This window comes from Minwuia sp. IMCC3060 (genome assembly GCF_029909435.1).
Taxonomy (GTDB): Bacteria; Pseudomonadota; Alphaproteobacteria; order Minwuiales; family Minwuiaceae; genus Minwuia.
Window position 1 is genome coordinate 2161342 of record NZ_CP123782.1, and the last position, 15964, is coordinate 2177305.

Consider the following 15964-nt stretch of genomic DNA (forward strand, 5'->3'; position numbering starts at 1 on the left):
GTAATCCTGTCACACCCCGACGTCAAAGAAGATACGCGCAGGCAGCAGTCCGTCAGACCGCCTCCATTGTGACGTAGCGGGGCAATGCCGCGATCCTGTCCAGCCAGCCACGGATCGCGGGATAGTCGGAGAGGTCGAAGCCCCCCTGGTACGCGACATGGGTATAGGCATAGAGGGACAGGTCGGCGATGGTCGGTTGTCCGGCAACCATGAAGGACCGCTGATCCAGATGCGCCTCCATGACGCCGAGCGCGCGGTAACCCTCCTTCTCGCGGGCGGGAATCTGCCGACGCTGTTCCTCGCTGATCGGACCATGCCGGGCCCAGGCACGCAGGACGGCCACATAGGGTTCATGGCTGTACTGTTCGAAGAACATCCACTGCAGCACCTCCGCCGTGTCACGTCGGCCTTCGGGCAGGAAGGCGCTGTCTGCCGCCAGATACCAGAGCAGCGCGTTGGATTCCCAGAGATAGCTGCCGTCCTCCAGTTCCAGCGCCGGGACCTTGCCGTTGGGGTTGCGGTGCAGGAACCCGGGGGTGCGGGTCTCGCCATGCACCGAGTCGATCTCAATACGCCTGTAGGGGATGTCGAGCAGGGCAAGCAGCAGCCTGACCTTGTAGGCATTGCCCGAGTCAGCATTGTCGAACAGGGTCAGCATCTCTCACCTCATGATGTGGAAGCGGCATGCTTCCCGGAGCCAGTTTTCGACGCCGCTCCCCAGCCCGCAAACGAGAAGTTCTGGGGCGTGCAGAAGAATTTCTTAACCACGAACCTGACGCAAATGACCCGGCAGATTGTGCCGATGAGGCGGCCCGGGGTTCCCTCCGCCACCGACAGGATCCAGTAATTATCTGATTTATCAGTAATATTTTTCTCGGCCAACATGGCACCGGCCTTGCGAAGTCTGGCCCGAACCAAAGTCAGGATCGGGAACAATATGCAGCCGAATGTATTCTCCTCCGCCCCCAGCAGCAGCCCGGCGGTCGCGCTGAAGGCCAGCCAGCAGATGGGGGCCGCGAATGACGACAGCCGTCGTGCGAACGGCACCGATAAGCCATCGAAGTCCGAGTTCGCAAAGATGGTCAGCACCAAAGACAAGCCCGCAGAGACCAATGCACCCGAGAAGACCGCCAGCCCCCAGGCGACGAAGCCGGAAAAGGTGAATGCGGAAGCGAAGGCCGGGACCGAAGAGGAAGGTGCAAGGGCCACCGGGTCTGCCGGTACCGGATCCGCGACAGGTGCCGCTGAAGCGGAAGCCGCTGCGGACTCCGAGACCACCAGCAATGCCGAGGCCACCGTGGCCGAGGGCGCGGTTGTCGCCGACCAGGTCGAGACCGTTGTCGTCAGCGGAACCCCCGTCGCGACGGTCGCTGCATCCGAGAAGTCAGCGTCCGCTGGCACGAATGTGACCGAAGAGGCCGCGGTGACATCCGACGAAGTGCTGAAGCCGACCGGGAACACCGGGGGTGAGAAGTCCGCTGCGGCTGCTGCGGCCGATGTGACCGGTCAGCAGACCGCATCAGGGGCGGAAGCCGGCCCGACCACCGCGACACCAGGCGCTGAAGCCTCCCGGACGGGCGCCGCCACCGGAACCGCCACGGATGCGGCAGCCGCGCCTGCCCCATTGAAGGACCCTGCACAGGAAGCGCTGGCAGCGGCAAGGGCCGGATCCGGTGAAGCCGGCGCCGTGAAGGCTGGCGAGGCTGACGAAGCTGGCACCGGCGCCCGCGCCGTGGACCGGCCCGCAGCCTCCGGTGTTGCCACGGAAGATGCAGCGCGGATCAGCGCGGTCGAGGGTGCGGGGCGCGAAGGCGCAGCGGCGGATCCGGCGCGTGCCAACGCAACGGCCACCGCGACCGCCGCACTTGCGACGGCATCTCAGGGCGCCGGTGAACAGGTGCCCCAGACCAATGTCGCCGCCGTCAATGGACCGCAGGCGGTCCAGAGTACCGCTGCCGTGCAGCAGCTCGCCACGGCGGTGCCGCAGGCCCAGGTGCCTGACGCCGCGGTGCAGCAGCTCGCCGTTCATGTCACGCGTGCAGCCAAGGAAGGTGCCGATCGGATCGAGATCCAGCTCAAGCCCGCCGAACTGGGCCGGGTGGATGTGAAGCTGGAGGTCGGACACGACGGCCGCGTCCAGGCGGTCGTGAGCGCGGAGCGGGCTGACACACTCGACCTGCTGCGCCGCGACGTGCAGCAACTGGAACGCGCCCTCACCCACGCCGGGTTCAATACCGACAAGGACAGCTTCAGCTTTGCTGAACGCGGCGGCGAAGGGGGCCGGGGGACCGGTGGTCGCGGCGACGGTCAGGGCGACAGCGAACACGCCGCCAGTGATCAGCCCGCAGAATCCGCAAATGACAGTCGCAGACGCATGGCCATTGACCGGCCGGGCGTCGATGTGAAGGTCTGAGGAGGAGAACGATGGATCTGTCCGCCCTTGGGCTTTCAACCCTGCCTCAGGCTTCCGGCGCCGACTTCGCCGGGGCCAAGCTGGCAGATGATTTCGACACCTTTCTGACGCTGCTGACCGCCCAGTTGCAGAATCAGGATCCGCTGGAACCGATGAAGTCGGAGCAGTTCACCGAACAGCTCGTCCAGTTCTCCAGTGTCGAGCAGCAGATCGCCACGAACGACAACCTGGAAACCCTGACATCGCTCGGCCTGGCCGGGCAGCAGGGTGCGCTGGTCAGCTTCATCGGCAAGAACATCGAAGGTGTCGGCAATCAGGCGACACTGTCCGACGGTCTGGCGAGCTGGAAGTTCGATCTGGAGGATGATGCCGACACCGTCTCGATCCTGATCACCAACTCGACCGGCAAGGCGGTCTTCAGCACCAAGCTGAATGACCTCGAAGCGGGCGCGAACAGCTTCAACTGGGACGGACGCGACAATGCGGACAACGAACTGCCCGACGGTGACTACCGCATCTCCATCGGTGCCACGGACGAGGATGGCACTTCCGTCGCCTCCACCGTTCGCTCCAGCGGCCTGGTGGAGGGGGTCGAGATCGTCAACGGCGTTGCCCAGCTGCGCGTCGGCGGCAACATCGTCCCCGTGAACCAGGTGACTTCCGTCTCTTCGGTGCCGGCCCCCTCCTGACACCGCAACCGAACATGCCGAACCGCCAGAACGCCGGTCGGCCTGAATCTCAGGGCAAAAGGCCTCCCCTACTCTCTCCCTGGAGAATTGAAACATGAGTATCATTGGTGCACTGCAGTCCGGCGTCTCAGGTCTGAACGCCCAGAGCCAGTCGATGAGCGTCATCGCCAACAACATCTCGAACGTCAGCACCGTCGGCTACAAGGCCAGCCGCACGGCCTTCTCCACCCTGGTCACCCAGACCGTTGCCGCAACGGGTTTCTCGACCGGTGGTGTGCGGGCGGAATCCCTGCAGCTCAACGACGTTCAGGGCCTGTTGCAGCAGACGTCCTCCGCCACCGACATTGCGATCAGCGGCGATGGATTCTTCGTCGTGAACAATGAAGCCGAACCCGGCGTCGCCACCGGCCAGTTCATGTTCACCCGCGCCGGACAGTTCGTGCCGAACGAGGAGGGTGACCTGTCCAATACCGCAGGCCTGTTCCTGCAGGGCTGGCCTATTGACGAAAGCGGCGACATTCCGAGCAATCGTACCGACCTGACTGTTCTGGAAACCGTCAATGTCCGCGGTCTGACCGGTTCAGCCGAGGCCACGTCGGAAATCAACCTGCGCGCCAACCTGCAGGCAACGCAGACCGTCAACGCGAATGTCGGTGCCTATGTCGCCGGTGACATGGCCGCCGGGACATTCGAGCCCGATTTCCAGACCAGCGTGCAGATGTTTGACAGCCAGGGCGGCGTGCGCAACATGACCTTCAGCTATCTGAAGTCATCGACCCCGAACGAGTGGTTTACCGAAGTCCACGTCGAGCCTGTCGCGGACGTGGACATCGCGACCCATCCGAACGGTCTGGTCGCGTCCGGCACCACCGCCTTCAACAGTGACGGCACGATGGACATCGCCAACTCCACTGCCGCGCTCACCAGCCCGACCGTGACCTGGAACAGCAACCTCGGTATCGACGACTCGGTGCTGACCGTGAACTACGGCAGCGATGGTCAGGCGGATGGTCTCAGCCAGTTCAACGGCACCTCCCGAATCATCTCCTCCGATGTCGATGGTGCTGTCTTCGGCGGCCTTGCCGGAGTCCAGATCGGTGACGACGGTATCGTCACCGCCCTGTTCGACAACGGCACGCGGGAGGATATCTTCAAGCTTCCCATCGCGACCTTCCCCAACGCCAACGGGCTTGAGGCCAAGACCGGCAACGCCTTCCTGGCCACCAATGACTCCGGCGACTTCAGCCTCAACGAGGCCGGAACCGGCAGCGCCGGCGTGGTCGCGGCCTCCGCCGTGGAAGGCTCAACCGTCGATCTGACGCGCGAATTCACCCTGATGATCGAAACCCAGCGGTCGTTCTCGGCCAACGGGCGCATCATCACCACAGCGGACGAGATGCTGAACGAGTTGGTCAACCTGAAGCGGTAAGTAGTTGAAATCGGGCGGTCATTGGCCGCCCGATTTCCGTTAACCAAATGATTTAGAAGAAAATTAAAAGCCACTCCGTATCTTCGGAATCGTTCGCAAACGCCTACTCACATGGATGGACCGATGTCAGATCGATACGAAACAAGACCCAGCGTGATCGGCCCCGACGGCCGGCCGCTGACGCTGGACGACTTGCCACCGCCCTCGACCACCCGCTGGGTGGCGCGGCGCAAGGCAGAAGTCGTGATTGCCGTTCGTGGTGGTCTGCTGACGCTGGAAGACGCCTGTCGCCGCTACACCCTGTCCGTGGAAGAATTCCTTTCGTGGCAGCGCGCGGTGGAACGGCACGGAATGGCTGGTCTTCGCGCAACCCGGCTGCAGGATTACCGCCCCATAACGGTGAACACCTGAAGGAAACACGACAAGTCACACCAGGATACATGACCGACTGAAGACAGGTCCCAGGCGCGCAGAAGGCCGCCCCCTTCCGGATACAGACAGCCTTCGCCAGATTTCGTTGATCCCTTTCTTCCAGCTCCCTCGCCCGGTGACCAACCGGGAAAAAATTTCCCCCTACCCGGCAATTACTGCCCAGCGTTAACCCTGCCTTTACGACCTTGGCACTACCGTCAGCCTGTCAGCGAAGACCCTCGCTGTGCCCAGACGCTGTCCACGGAGTGCCAACGTGCAGGACATCTTTCGCAACCTCGGAGTGACCCGGCTGCTCATCATTGCCGGTATCACGCTCTCGGTCGTTGCCTTCTTCGTCTTCCTCGCCAGCCGTGTGGCCAAACCGGACATGGCCCTGCTCTACAAGGACCTGGAGTCCCGCGACGCCGGCAGCATCGTCGGCATCCTCGAAAGCCGCCAGATCCCGTTCGAGTTGCGTGGGGACGGCACCGAGATCTATGTCCCGCGCGATCAGGTCGCGCGGATGCGCATGGCCGCAGCGGAGGAAGGCCTGCCGCTCGGTGGCTCGGTCGGCTACGAGATCTTCGACAATACTGATTCACTGGGCACCACCAGTTTCGTGCAGAACATCAACCTGCTGCGTGCGCTGGAGGGTGAGCTGGCGCGGACCATCTCCTCCCTCGACGGTGTCGAGGCTGCGCGGGTGCACCTGGTGCTGCCCAAGCGTGAGGTCTTTGCCCGCCAGACCCAGCAGCCCAGCGCCTCCATCATGCTGAAGACCCGCGGCAACCTGGGTCGCGACCGGGTCGCCGCGGTGCAGAACCTCGCCGCCGCCGCAGTGCCGGGGCTGGAGCCGGGTCGCGTGTCCGTCGTCGACAGCCGCGGCAACCTGCTTTCCCGCGCGCTGGAGGATGGCGATGACCCGCTCACCGCTCCCACGGCCCTCCAGGAACTGCGTCAGGGGCACGAGCGCCGGATCAAGCGCGCGGTCGAGACCCTGCTGGAACAGACCATCGGCGCAGGCCGGGTCCGGGCCGAGGTCGCGGCGGAGATCGACTATGACCGCGTGACGACCAATCGGGAGAGCTATGACCCGGACAGCCAGGTCGTCCGCTCCACACAGATCCGCGAGGAACGCTCCAACTCCTCCGAAGGCAACCAGCAGGATGCGGTGACCGTCGCCACCAACCTTCCGGGCCAGAACGGTGCGCTGGGCGGCTCCGACAGGATTTCCACATCGGATGAATCGACGGAGGAGACCGTCAACTACGAGATCACCCGCGAGACCACGACCCAGGTGCGGGAGGCTGGCGTGCTGCGCCGGATCTCCGTCGCCGTGCTGGTCGATGGTGTCTATGAGCCGAACGCGGAAGGTGTCGCGGAATATCGCCCCAGGACGGAGGACGAGATCGCGGAGCTGACCCGCCTGGTCCAGTCCGCCGTGGGATACGACGAGGATCGCGGTGACAGCGTGACGATCAGCAACCTTCGCTTCGCGGACATCGAGACTTCTTTCGAGGCCGCCGAACCCGAGTTCGCGGTCGCCGGATTCACCAAGTCGGAGATCATGCGGGTCGCGGAGATCCTTGTCCTGGGTATCGTCGCGCTACTGGTCATGCTGCTGGTTGTTCGCCCGATGCTGAACCGCGTCCTGAGCGCCGGAAATCTCGATACCGGATCCGATACGATCGCCCTGGCAGGCGCAGGCGGGATGGGCGGTGGACAGGCCCGTATCGGCAGTGGCGGCGATTACGCCATTGGCGGCGACGGATCAGGCGCAATGCCTGCCCTGTCCGACAGCCGGCCCTCCGGCACCGCGTTGCCCGAAAGGGAGTCGTCCATCGACATCAATCAGGTCGAGGGCCGGGTGAAGGAATCCTCCCTCAACAAGATCTCCGAGATCGTCAACAAGCACCCTGAAGAGGCCGTCGCGATCCTTCGCACATGGCTCTATCAGGACCGCTGAGCAGGAAAAGGGACAGGACAATGGCCGTTCTCGACTATCGCAACCTTTCCGGCTCCCAGAAGGCCGCGATCATGATCCTCTCGCTTTCCGACGAGAGCCTGGCACCCCTGTGGGAGATGCTGGACGACGAGGAAGTGAAGGAAATCTCCCAGACCATGGCCAACCTCGGCTCCGTGACGTCGGAGACCGTGGAGCGGCTGTTCGTCGATTTCGCCAACCAGATGTCCGCCGGTGGTTCGCTGGTCGGCAGCTTCGAGAGCGCGGAGCGGCTGCTTGGCAAGTCCCTGCCCCGCGAACGCGTCGAGCAGATCATGGAAGACATTCGCGGCCCCGCCGGTCGCACCATGTGGGACAAGCTGGGCAACGTGAACGAGACCGTTCTCGCCAACTATCTGAAGAACGAATATCCGCAGACCGTCGCGGTGGTTCTGGCCAAGATCAAGCCCGACCATGCGTCCCGCGTGCTTGCGGCCCTGCCGGAGGATTTCGCGCTGGAAGTCGTGGCGCGGATGCTGCGCATGGAATCGGTGCAGAAGGATGTGCTCGACAAGGTCGAGGAAACCCTGCGCATCGAGTTCATGAACAACCTGGCGCGCACCAACCGCCGTGACAGCCACGAGATGATGGCGGAGATCTTCAACAATCTGGATCGCCAGACGGAGAACCGCTTCGTCTCCGCGCTGGAGGAACGCAACCGCGACTCGGCGGAGCGCATCAAGGCGCTGATGTTCACGTTCGAGGATCTCTCCAAGCTGGATCCGGCAGGTGTGCAGACCCTGCTGCGGGTCGTGGACAAGGACAAGCTGGGCATGGCGCTGAAGGGCGCCTCCGACACGCTGCGCGATCTCTTCTTCTCCAACATGTCGGAACGCGCGGCCAAGATCCTGCGCGAGGACATGGAGGCCATGGGCCCCGTGCGGCTGCGTGATGTGGAAGCTGCCCAGATGGAGATGGTGAATGCCGCCAAGGATCTTGCCCAGAAGGGCGACATCATGATGGCGGACAACAAGGGCGACGACGAGTTGGTGTACTGACGTGGCTGAGAAGTTCCTCTTCGATCATGATTTCGACACCGGTGGCAGCATTCTGCACAAGCGCCAGAAGGCGGAGGTCTATGAGGCTGCCGACCTGGACGCCGCACGCGCCGAGGCCCTGGCCGAGGGCGAGCGGCGCGGGCGCCAGCTTGCCGGGCAGGAGGTGGAGGCCGCGGCCTCCGCAACGCTCGGCATGATCGCCAGCGGCATCGATGAATGCCGGATGACCCTGGGCGACATCGAGGCCCGACAGGCCAGGGAGGCCGCGCAGGTCGGCATCGCGATCGGCAGGCGTCTCGCCGAGACCCTGATCACCCGCTTTCCGGAGCGGGAAATCGAGAGTCTGGTGACCGGTTGCCTGAAGGAACTGCGCGACGAACCCCGCCTGGTGGTCCGCACGTCCGAAACCGTGGCGAACAACCTGCGCGACCGCATCGACCAGATGGCAACGGGTGCCGGTTTTGCCGGTCGGGTGGTGCTGCTGCCCGATGACACGATGGGCCCCCAGGACGCGCGCGTCGAATGGGCCGACGGCGGCGCCAGCCGCGACCATGCCGCAACCGAGGCAGCGATTGCCGAGGCAGTGGACCGTTTCCTTGACGAGAACGAACGCCAGAACGGCGGAATGGAGTAATTCGAGATGGCTGACGAAACCAACCTCGACCTGAATGAGATCAAGGATGAAGCCAACACCGGCACCGCCGTCGCGACCACCAGTGGCGATGAAGATGATGAGGATATTTCACGTACTGCCAGTGACCTGGAGACCGTCTTTGATATTCCGGTTCAGGTTTCGGCAGTGCTCGGCCGGTCCCGGATGCAGGTCAGCCAGCTGATGCGCATCAGCAAGGGCGCGGTCGTGGAACTGGACCGGAAGGTCGGTGAGGCCATCGACATCTACGTCAACAACCGGCTCGTCGCGCGCGGTGAGGTCGTGGTCGTCGATGACCGTCTCGGCGTGACCATGACGGAAATCATCAAGGGCAGTCGGGGCTGATCCGGGGGGCTGTGGAACATGTTCGCACGCTTTGACTTTGCAACGCTGATCGGCCTGGTGGCGAGCGTCCTCGTGCTGGGCGGCGTCATCTGGCTGGGGGATGGTTTCAGGGCTTTCCTGAACCTGCCGTCCCTGCTGATCGTCCTCGGCGGCACGCTGGCCGTGACCCTGATCAGCTATCCGCTGGGCGATGTGCTGCGTACGCTGCCTGCTGTCTTCTCGATCATGTTCCGCCGCCTGCGCGACCCCTCCGAAGCGGCGATGCTGGCCGTGAAGCTGGCCGACGAGGCCCGCCGTCATGGCCATCTGGCCCTGCCCGCCAGGCTGCAGCGGGAGCGCAACGAGCCGTTCCTGCGCAAGGCCATGCAGCTTGTCGTCGACGACACGCCGACGCAGGAGATCGAACGCATCCTCAGCAACGATGTCGGCTCCCAGGTCCAGCGCGAGAAGCTCAGCGCCGCTGTCCTGCACCGCGCGGGCGAGATCGCCCCTGCGATGGGCCTGATCGGCACCCTGCTGGGCCTGGTCCAGATGCTGGGCCGCCTCGACAATCCGACGGAGATCGGTCCGGCCATGGCCCTGGCCCTGCTGACCACCCTCTATGGCGCGATCCTGGCCAACATGGTCCTGCATCCGCTCGCCACCAAGCTGGAGCATCACGCGGAGGAGGAGGCAACGCTGAACCGCCTCTATGCCGCCGCCGCCCGCTCCATCAGTTGCAAGGAAAACCCGCGCCATCTCGAGGCGCTGATCAACAGCCTGCTGCCGCCGCTGAAACGCGTCCGCTACTACGCAGCCTGACGCTCAAAGGAGAATACCAGATGAGACTTCTGATCGTCGGTCCCCTGTCCGGACAGTTCGGTGCAGCCAGCAAGATCGCCATCCAGAATGGTGCCAAGGTGGCCCATGTGAACACGGTAAGCGACGCACTGGTGCAGCTTCGCGCCGGACGTGGCGCGGACCTGGCCATGGTGGACGTGAAGCTGGATATCGGTGATTTCGTCACCCAGCTGATCAGCGAACACATCAACCTGGAGGTCGTGGCCTGCGGTGTCGGAAACGACACGGACGCCGCCGTCCGCGCCATCAAGGGCGGCGCCAAGGAATATGTGCCCCTGCCCCCGGACCCCGAGCTGATCGCGGCGGTGCTGAAGGCCGTGGCTGACGACGATACCGACCTGCTGTTCCGCGATCAGCGGATGCATGCTGTGATGAAGCTGGCCGACCAGATCGCCCCGTCCAACGCCTGCATCATGATCACGGGCGAAAGCGGCACGGGCAAGGAAGTCATGGCCCGCCACATTCACCAGAAGGGCCGTCGCAGCGACAAGGCCTTCGTCGCGGTGAACTGCGCCGCGATCCCCGACAACCTGCTGGAATCGGAACTGTTCGGTCATGAGAAGGGTGCCTTCACCGGTGCCGTGACCCGCCGCGTCGGCAAGTTCGAGGAAGCGGACGGCGGCACCCTGCTGCTGGACGAGATCAGCGAAATGGATATCCGCCTGCAGGCCAAGCTGCTGCGCGCCATTCAGGAGCGCGAGATCGACCGTGTCGGCGGCTCCAAGCCGGTGAAGGTCGACATCCGCGTCATTGCCACATCGAACCGCGACCTGGTCGAGGAAGTCCGCCAGGGCAACTTCCGCGAAGACCTGCTCTACCGGCTCAACGTGGTCAACCTGGTGCTGCCGCCGCTGCGGGAGCGGCTGGAAGATGTCGCCCTGCTGGCCGACCACTTCGTGCGCAAGTACGCCGACGCCAATGCCGTCCCGCCGCGCCCCCTGTCCGCCGGCGCCCTGGCGGTTCTGAAGCGCCACGCCTGGCCGGGCAATGTGCGTGAGCTGGAAAACACCATGCACCGTGCCGTGCTGCTGGCCACCGAGGACGAGATCGAGGAAATGGCCATCGTGCTGCCCGACGGCAGCCGCCCCGCCGCCACCCAGTCCCCGGTCGCCGTCGTGGCGGCCGCGACGGGTGGGGCCGCTGTCTCGTCCCTGCCCGTGGAGGGTGAGGACGCGGAAGCAGCGAACCTGGTCGGTCGCACGGTGGCGGAGGTGGAACGGCAGTTGATCCTGGAGACCCTGGATCACTGCCTCGGCAACCGGACCCATGCCGCGAACATCCTCGGCATCTCGATCCGTACGCTGCGCAACAAGCTGAAGGCCTACACGGAAGAAGGAATCCCCGTGCCCGGTCCCGGCGAGATGCGCCGCTACGCCGTCTGATCACCGAACGCCCTTCATGAAACCCCTTTCCGACATCCGAGGATCCTGATTTGAGCGACCAGCTTCCGGCAGAACGCGGCAGCAGCGCAGTAGCGACGGGCAGCACCGGCGGAACAGGCAGCCCCTTCGGCGGCCCCGAAGCGCTTGGCCTGTTGCGCCAGCTCGCCCGGCGCGGCGACATTGCGCTGGCCCTGGGTGTCGTTGCCATCCTGGTTGTCCTGATCCTGCCCATGCCGGGCTGGTTGCTGGACTTCTGTCTCGCCATCTCCATCACCTTCTCGGTGATGGTGCTGATGACATGCCTGTTCATCCAGAAACCGCTGGAATTCAGTTCCTTCCCCACCGTGCTGCTGATTGCCACCATGATACGGCTGGCCCTGAACATGGCCTCCACCCGGCTGATCCTGTCGGAGGGGCACAATGGCACCGACGCCGCCGGTCAGGTCATCGAAGCCTTTGGCAACTTCGTCATGGGCGGCAATTTCGTCATCGGCATCATCGTCTTCGCGATTCTGGTGATCGTGAACTTCGTGGTCATCACCAAGGGTTCCGGGCGCATCGCGGAAGTGGCCGCGCGCTTCACTCTGGACGCCATGCCCGGCAAACAGATGGCGATCGACGCCGACCTTTCGGCCGGCCTGATCAACGAGGACGAGGCCCGCAGCCGCCGCAAGGACCTGGAGGACGAGAGCACCTTCTTCGGCGCCATGGACGGTGCATCCAAGTTCGTTCGTGGCGACGCCATCGCCGGCCTGATGATCACCTTCATCAATGTCATCGGCGGCATCATCATCGGTGTCGCCCAGAACGACATGAGCTTCATGGAGGCCGGGCAGACCTATACCCTGCTGACCGTCGGTGACGGTCTGGTCTCCCAGATCCCGGCGCTGATCGTCTCCACGGCGGCCGGTCTGCTGGTCTCCAAGGCCGGTGTCTCCGGGTCTGCCGACAAGGCCCTGTTCCGTCAGTTCAGCGGCTATCCCGCGTCTCTCGGCATCTCCTCGTTCCTGCTTGTCGCCCTGTCGCTGCTGCCGGGCATTCCGCTCATTCCCTTCTGGATCCTGGCCGGTGCCGCCGGCTTCGGGGCCTGGACGCTGTACCGCAAGGGACAGCAGCCGACAGTCGATGCGGAGGTTGTGGATGGCGCCGAAGCCGCCGCCGCCGAGCCCGCCGAACAGCCCATCGCCGAGATCCTGGCCATCGACGACCTGCGGCTGGAGATCGGCTATGGCCTGCTGAAACTGGTGGAGGGCGACACCAATGGTCCGAAGCTGACCGACCAGATCCGCGCCCTGCGGCGCCAGATCGCCACCGACATGGGCTTCGTCATGCCCAGCGTCCGCATCCTCGACAACATGCAGCTCGGCGCGAACACCTATTCCATCCGCATCAAGGAAGTGGAAGCCGGTACGGGCGACGTCCGCGCCAACAAGCTGATGGTGCTTGATCCCGCCGGCGGTGACATCGACATGCCGGGCGAGAACACGACGGAGCCTGCCTTCGGCCTGCCCGCCAAGTGGGTGGACGATTCCCTGCGCGAAGAAGCCAGCTTCCGCGGCCTGACGGTGGTCGATGCCTCAACCGTGGTCACGACGCATCTGACCGAGGTGCTGAAGGATCACATGCCCGACCTGCTGTCCTACGCCGAGACCCGGAAGCTGCTGGACGAGCTGCCTGACGCCCATCGCAAGCTGGTCGACGACCTGATCCCGAGCCAGATCAGTGTCTCCGCCGTGCAGCGCGTGTTGCAGAACCTGCTGGCCGAACGCGTCTCCATCCGCGATCTGGCGACGGTGCTGGAGGGCATCTCCGACGCCGTCGGCTTCACCAAGAATGTCAGCCTGATCACGGAGCATGTGCGCACCCGCCTGTCGCGCCAGATCTGCAACGCCAACCTGATGCCCGACGGCTTCCTGCCGCTGGTTACCCTCTCCCCCGACTGGGAAAGCGCCTTCGCGGAAGCCCTCGTCGGCCAGGGCGAGGAACGCCAGCTCGCCATGGCCCCCAGCAAGGTGCAGGAGTTCATCGGAGCCATTCGCATGACCTATGACCGGCTGGGCCAGCAGGGCCAGGACCCTGTACTGCTGACCAGCCCGGCCATCCGGCCCTTCGTGCGCTCCATCGTCGAGCGCATCCGCGGTGCGACCGTGGTAATGTCGCAGAACGAGGTGCACCCGAAGGTGCGCCTGCGTCAGTTGGCACAGGTCTGATAGACGATGCGGATCCGAACCTTCACAGCGCGGTCCATGAGCGAGGCCCTGCGGCTCGTCCGCCAGGAACTCGGTCGCGATGCCGTCATTCTCGGAAACCGGGACGTCGCGGAGGGTGTCGAGGTCACCGCCGCCATCGATCCGACGGATGACCCGGTCATCGACACCTTCCAGGTCCGGGACCGTGATCTTGGCCCGAATGTGTTGCCTCTGGAAGTCAACGAGGACGAGGACCAGTTGCCGGAAGAAGCGGAGCGGCTGCTTCGCGCTGTTGCGTTTCACGGTGCCCCGCTGGAGGTCAACGAGAAGCTTTGCCGACGTGCGGCAGAGGTCAATGACCCCTCACTGACAGTCTCTCTCGCGGCGGGAATGGAGCATGTGTTCCGGTTCAAGCCCTTTGGTCGCCCATCCGACAATGCCCTGGTCCTTGTTGGACCGCCGGGCGCGGGAAAGACCGTCGTTGCCGCCAAGTACGCGGTTGAATCGATATTGTCCGGTCGCCCCCTCAAGATCGCCACGACGGATATCGAACGGCCGGGCGGCGAGATGAGGCTGATGGAACTGGCCGAGATCCTGGACAACCGGCCTGTCCGCCTGTCCCCTGGTCGCCGACTGGAATGGTCCGGGCCACGCATCATCGACACGGAGGGAGTGAACCCGTTCGATGACGCCGACATCCAGAAACTGCGCGAGACCATCGAGATCAATGATGCGGAACCGGTACTGGTGCTGCCCGCCGGTGGCGACCCCTATGAATATGAGGACATCGCCTACGTCTTTGCGGAACTCGGTGTCACGCGACTGGTGGCGACCCGCATCGACACGGCACGCCGCATCGGCGGCATCCTGGCCGCCGCAGCGACCGGCCTCAGCTTTGCCGCTGCCGGTGCCTCCCCCGTCATCGCCGACGGTCTCTACCCTCTCACCCCGACCGCTCTGGCGCGCCTGATCCTGAATGACCCGGACGGCGCGGCGGAACTGGATGAAGTCAGGAAGCACGCATGAGCGACCAAACCATACGCTCCCGCTCCAGCGACAAGGCCGCCACGCATCCGGAGGCCCTGTCGGGAAAGAAACTGATCACTGTCGCATCGGGCAAGGGCGGCGTGGGGAAGACCTGGTTCGCCATCACGCTGTCACATGCGCTGGCGCAGGCGGGCCGCAAGGTGCTGCTGTTCGACGGCGATCTGGGCCTCGCCAATATCGATATCCAGCTGGGCCTCAATCCCTCACACGACCTCAGTGAGGCAGTGCTGGGCACGAAACGCTTCGACGAGGTGGTCACGAAGTCACCCGAGACCGGATTCGACATGGTCGCCGGTCGTTCGGGCTCGGCCCGCATGGTCAACGTCCGCAACGATCAGATAAGCCTGCTGCGCCATGGACTGCTGGCCGCCGCACAGGTCTACGATCACGTCGTTCTGGACCTGGGTGCCGGTGTCGACCGCAGCATTCGCGGTCTCGCCGCCAATTCGGGACCAACGATGGTGATAACGACGGAAGAACCCACCGCGATCACCGATGCCTATGCCCTGATCAAGCTGTTGCACGCCGACCGGCCGGGCGGCGACTTCCGCGTGGTGGTCAACATGTGCGGTGGCCGCGCGGAGGGGGAGCGGACCTTCGCCAAGCTTTCGACGGCCTGCGAGAACTTCCTGAAGGTGAAGCCGCGGCTGGCCGGGATCATCACCCGCGACCCGAACGTCAACGACACGATCCGGCGACAGACACCGATGCTGAAACGGCATCCGCTCAGCCCCGCGTCGGAAGATGTTGCCCGGATCGCACGCAGCCTGCTCGCGGAGGGCCACTGAACGGCCGATCCGGCCCGCACGCCTGCGAAAAAGCGGGCATGGCTGCTCACGCCGTTTGCATAGCATCCGGGCAGTCGCTATCTAGTGCGCTTGTTCTGATCCCAAGGTAACAGCAGGCGGCAGCGTTGAGCGACGATCTGATTTTCCGTGAGGTGGACGAAGATGTCCGCCGCGACCGTGCAACAGAGATGGCGCGCCGCTATGGCCCCTATGCGATCGCCGCCGTTGTGCTGGTGATCGCGGCCACCGCCGCAATCGTCGGCTGGCGCGAATATACCGCCGCCGAACAGCAGGCGCAGGGTGCCCGGTTCGAAGAGGCGATGATCCTGCTCGAAAGCGACAAACCTGCTGAGGCGGCAGAGATCTTCGAGGCTCTGGTCGCGGAGGGATCGGACGGCTATCGCGCCCTTGCCGGCCAGCAGGCCGCTGCCGCGCGTGCCGCAGCCGGAGATGACGCCGCAGCCCTGTCGGCTTTCGACCGCATCCGTCGCGATGACGACCTGCCCGCCGAACAGCGGGATCTGGCCGCGATCAAGGCGGCGATGCTGGCGCTGAAGACCGATGGTGCCGATGCGGCGACCGAACGACTGCAGCCGGTCATTGATGGATCAGGCCCCTTCCGCGGCATGGCCCGCGAGGTCCAGGCCGCCGCGCAACTGACTGCGGGGGACAGGGCCGGTGCGATCGCCACCCTGAAGGATCTGACCCAGGACGCCACATCAACTGCCGGCGTCAAGGCCCGCGCCGAACAGTTCCTGCGGGCGCTCGGGGCCGAGTGA

Annotated in this window: 16 protein-coding genes; 14 read left to right on the plus strand and 2 right to left on the minus strand. The window is 64.6% G+C overall.

What is annotated here, in order from left to right; all coding sequences use genetic code 11:
* Window positions 1–52: 52 nt before the first annotated feature.
* Together QGV54_RS10170 and QGV54_RS10175 are read right to left on the minus strand one after the other, a co-directional pair.
* Entirely contained in the window at window positions 53–658 is a 606-nt protein-coding gene (locus tag QGV54_RS10170; protein ID WP_281016947.1) for a glutathione S-transferase family protein, read from the minus strand.
* A gap of 8 nt (window positions 659–666) precedes the next feature.
* Window positions 667–1089 carry a hypothetical protein gene (locus QGV54_RS10175; protein ID WP_281016946.1) on the minus strand — a complete coding sequence of 141 codons (423 nt, stop codon included), beginning with the start codon at window positions 1087–1089 and terminating at the stop codon, window positions 667–669.
* Here QGV54_RS10175 and QGV54_RS10180 point away from each other — a divergent pair.
* The 14 genes from QGV54_RS10180 to QGV54_RS10245 all read left to right on the plus strand — a co-directional run bounded on the left by QGV54_RS10180 (window position 1079) and on the right by QGV54_RS10245 (window position 15964).
* Window positions 1079–2413 carry a flagellar hook-length control protein FliK gene (locus tag QGV54_RS10180; RefSeq protein WP_281016945.1) on the plus strand — a complete coding sequence of 445 codons (1335 nt, stop codon included), beginning with the start codon at window positions 1079–1081 and terminating at the stop codon, window positions 2411–2413. The genes QGV54_RS10175 and QGV54_RS10180 overlap by 11 nt on opposite strands.
* 11 nt (window positions 2414–2424) lie before the next feature.
* On the plus strand, window positions 2425–3102 hold the full coding sequence (locus QGV54_RS10185; RefSeq protein WP_281016944.1) for a flagellar hook assembly protein FlgD: 678 nt from the start codon (window positions 2425–2427) through the stop codon (window positions 3100–3102).
* Window positions 3103–3196: 94 nt separating this feature from the next.
* Complete coding sequence (locus tag QGV54_RS10190) at window positions 3197–4531, plus strand: flagellar hook protein FlgE (protein ID WP_281016943.1); 1335 nt, start codon at window positions 3197–3199, stop codon at window positions 4529–4531.
* Window positions 4532–4654: 123 nt separating this feature from the next.
* The gene (locus QGV54_RS10195; RefSeq protein WP_281016942.1) at window positions 4655–4942 is read left to right on the plus strand and encodes a DUF1153 domain-containing protein; all 288 of its coding nucleotides are present in this window, start codon (window positions 4655–4657) and stop codon (window positions 4940–4942) included.
* A gap of 274 nt (window positions 4943–5216) precedes the next feature.
* On the plus strand, window positions 5217–6908 hold the full coding sequence (gene fliF / locus QGV54_RS10200) for a flagellar basal-body MS-ring/collar protein FliF (RefSeq protein WP_281016941.1): 1692 nt from the start codon (window positions 5217–5219) through the stop codon (window positions 6906–6908).
* Window positions 6909–6928: 20 nt separating this feature from the next.
* Window positions 6929–7942, plus strand: coding sequence for a flagellar motor switch protein FliG (gene fliG, locus QGV54_RS10205; protein ID WP_281016940.1), 1014 nt, complete (start codon window positions 6929–6931; stop codon window positions 7940–7942).
* Window position 7943: 1 nt separating this feature from the next.
* Window positions 7944–8576 carry a hypothetical protein gene (locus QGV54_RS10210; protein ID WP_281016939.1) on the plus strand — a complete coding sequence of 211 codons (633 nt, stop codon included), beginning with the start codon at window positions 7944–7946 and terminating at the stop codon, window positions 8574–8576.
* Between the two features lie 6 nt (window positions 8577–8582).
* On the plus strand, window positions 8583–8939 hold the full coding sequence (gene fliN, locus QGV54_RS10215; protein WP_281016938.1) for a flagellar motor switch protein FliN: 357 nt from the start codon (window positions 8583–8585) through the stop codon (window positions 8937–8939).
* 18 nt (window positions 8940–8957) lie between these two features.
* A complete protein-coding gene (locus QGV54_RS10220; RefSeq protein ID WP_281016937.1) occupies window positions 8958–9740 on the plus strand; it encodes a MotA/TolQ/ExbB proton channel family protein in 783 nt (260 codons plus the stop codon).
* A gap of 20 nt (window positions 9741–9760) precedes the next feature.
* Window positions 9761–11161, plus strand: a complete 1401-nt coding sequence (locus QGV54_RS10225; protein ID WP_281019894.1) for a sigma-54 dependent transcriptional regulator — start codon at window positions 9761–9763, stop codon at window positions 11159–11161.
* Window positions 11162–11310: 149 nt separating this feature from the next.
* A complete protein-coding gene (flhA, locus tag QGV54_RS10230) occupies window positions 11311–13371 on the plus strand; it encodes a flagellar biosynthesis protein FlhA (RefSeq protein WP_348637702.1) in 2061 nt (686 codons plus the stop codon).
* A 36-nt stretch (window positions 13372–13407) separates the two neighbouring features.
* Window positions 13408–14376, plus strand: coding sequence for a hypothetical protein (locus QGV54_RS10235; protein WP_281016934.1), 969 nt, complete (start codon window positions 13408–13410; stop codon window positions 14374–14376).
* Window positions 14373–15185, plus strand: a complete 813-nt coding sequence (locus tag QGV54_RS10240; RefSeq protein WP_281016933.1) for a MinD/ParA family protein — start codon at window positions 14373–14375, stop codon at window positions 15183–15185. The genes QGV54_RS10235 and QGV54_RS10240 overlap by 4 nt, the downstream gene beginning before the upstream one ends.
* Before the next feature lie 125 nt (window positions 15186–15310).
* Window positions 15311–15964, plus strand: coding sequence for a tetratricopeptide repeat protein (locus QGV54_RS10245; protein ID WP_281016932.1), 654 nt, complete (start codon window positions 15311–15313; stop codon window positions 15962–15964).

Coding starts and splice junctions, on each gene's coding strand:
- QGV54_RS10190 (WP_281016943.1), top strand. CDS start 3,197: ATGAGTATCATTGGTGCACTGCAGTCCGGCGTCTCAGGTCTGAACGCC.
- QGV54_RS10220 (WP_281016937.1), top strand. CDS start 8,958: ATGTTCGCACGCTTTGACTTTGCAACGCTGATCGGCCTGGTGGCGAGC.
- QGV54_RS10180 (WP_281016945.1), top strand. CDS start 1,079: ATGGTCAGCACCAAAGACAAGCCCGCAGAGACCAATGCACCCGAGAAG.
- QGV54_RS10225 (WP_281019894.1), top strand. CDS start 9,761: ATGAGACTTCTGATCGTCGGTCCCCTGTCCGGACAGTTCGGTGCAGCC.
- QGV54_RS10170 (WP_281016947.1), bottom strand. CDS start 658: ATGCTGACCCTGTTCGACAATGCTGACTCGGGCAATGCCTACAAGGTC.
- QGV54_RS10240 (WP_281016933.1), top strand. CDS start 14,373: ATGAGCGACCAAACCATACGCTCCCGCTCCAGCGACAAGGCCGCCACG.
- QGV54_RS10185 (WP_281016944.1), top strand. CDS start 2,425: ATGGATCTGTCCGCCCTTGGGCTTTCAACCCTGCCTCAGGCTTCCGGC.
- fliG (WP_281016940.1), top strand. CDS start 6,929: ATGGCCGTTCTCGACTATCGCAACCTTTCCGGCTCCCAGAAGGCCGCG.
- QGV54_RS10195 (WP_281016942.1), top strand. CDS start 4,655: ATGTCAGATCGATACGAAACAAGACCCAGCGTGATCGGCCCCGACGGC.
- QGV54_RS10235 (WP_281016934.1), top strand. CDS start 13,408: ATGAGCGAGGCCCTGCGGCTCGTCCGCCAGGAACTCGGTCGCGATGCC.
- fliN (WP_281016938.1), top strand. CDS start 8,583: ATGGCTGACGAAACCAACCTCGACCTGAATGAGATCAAGGATGAAGCC.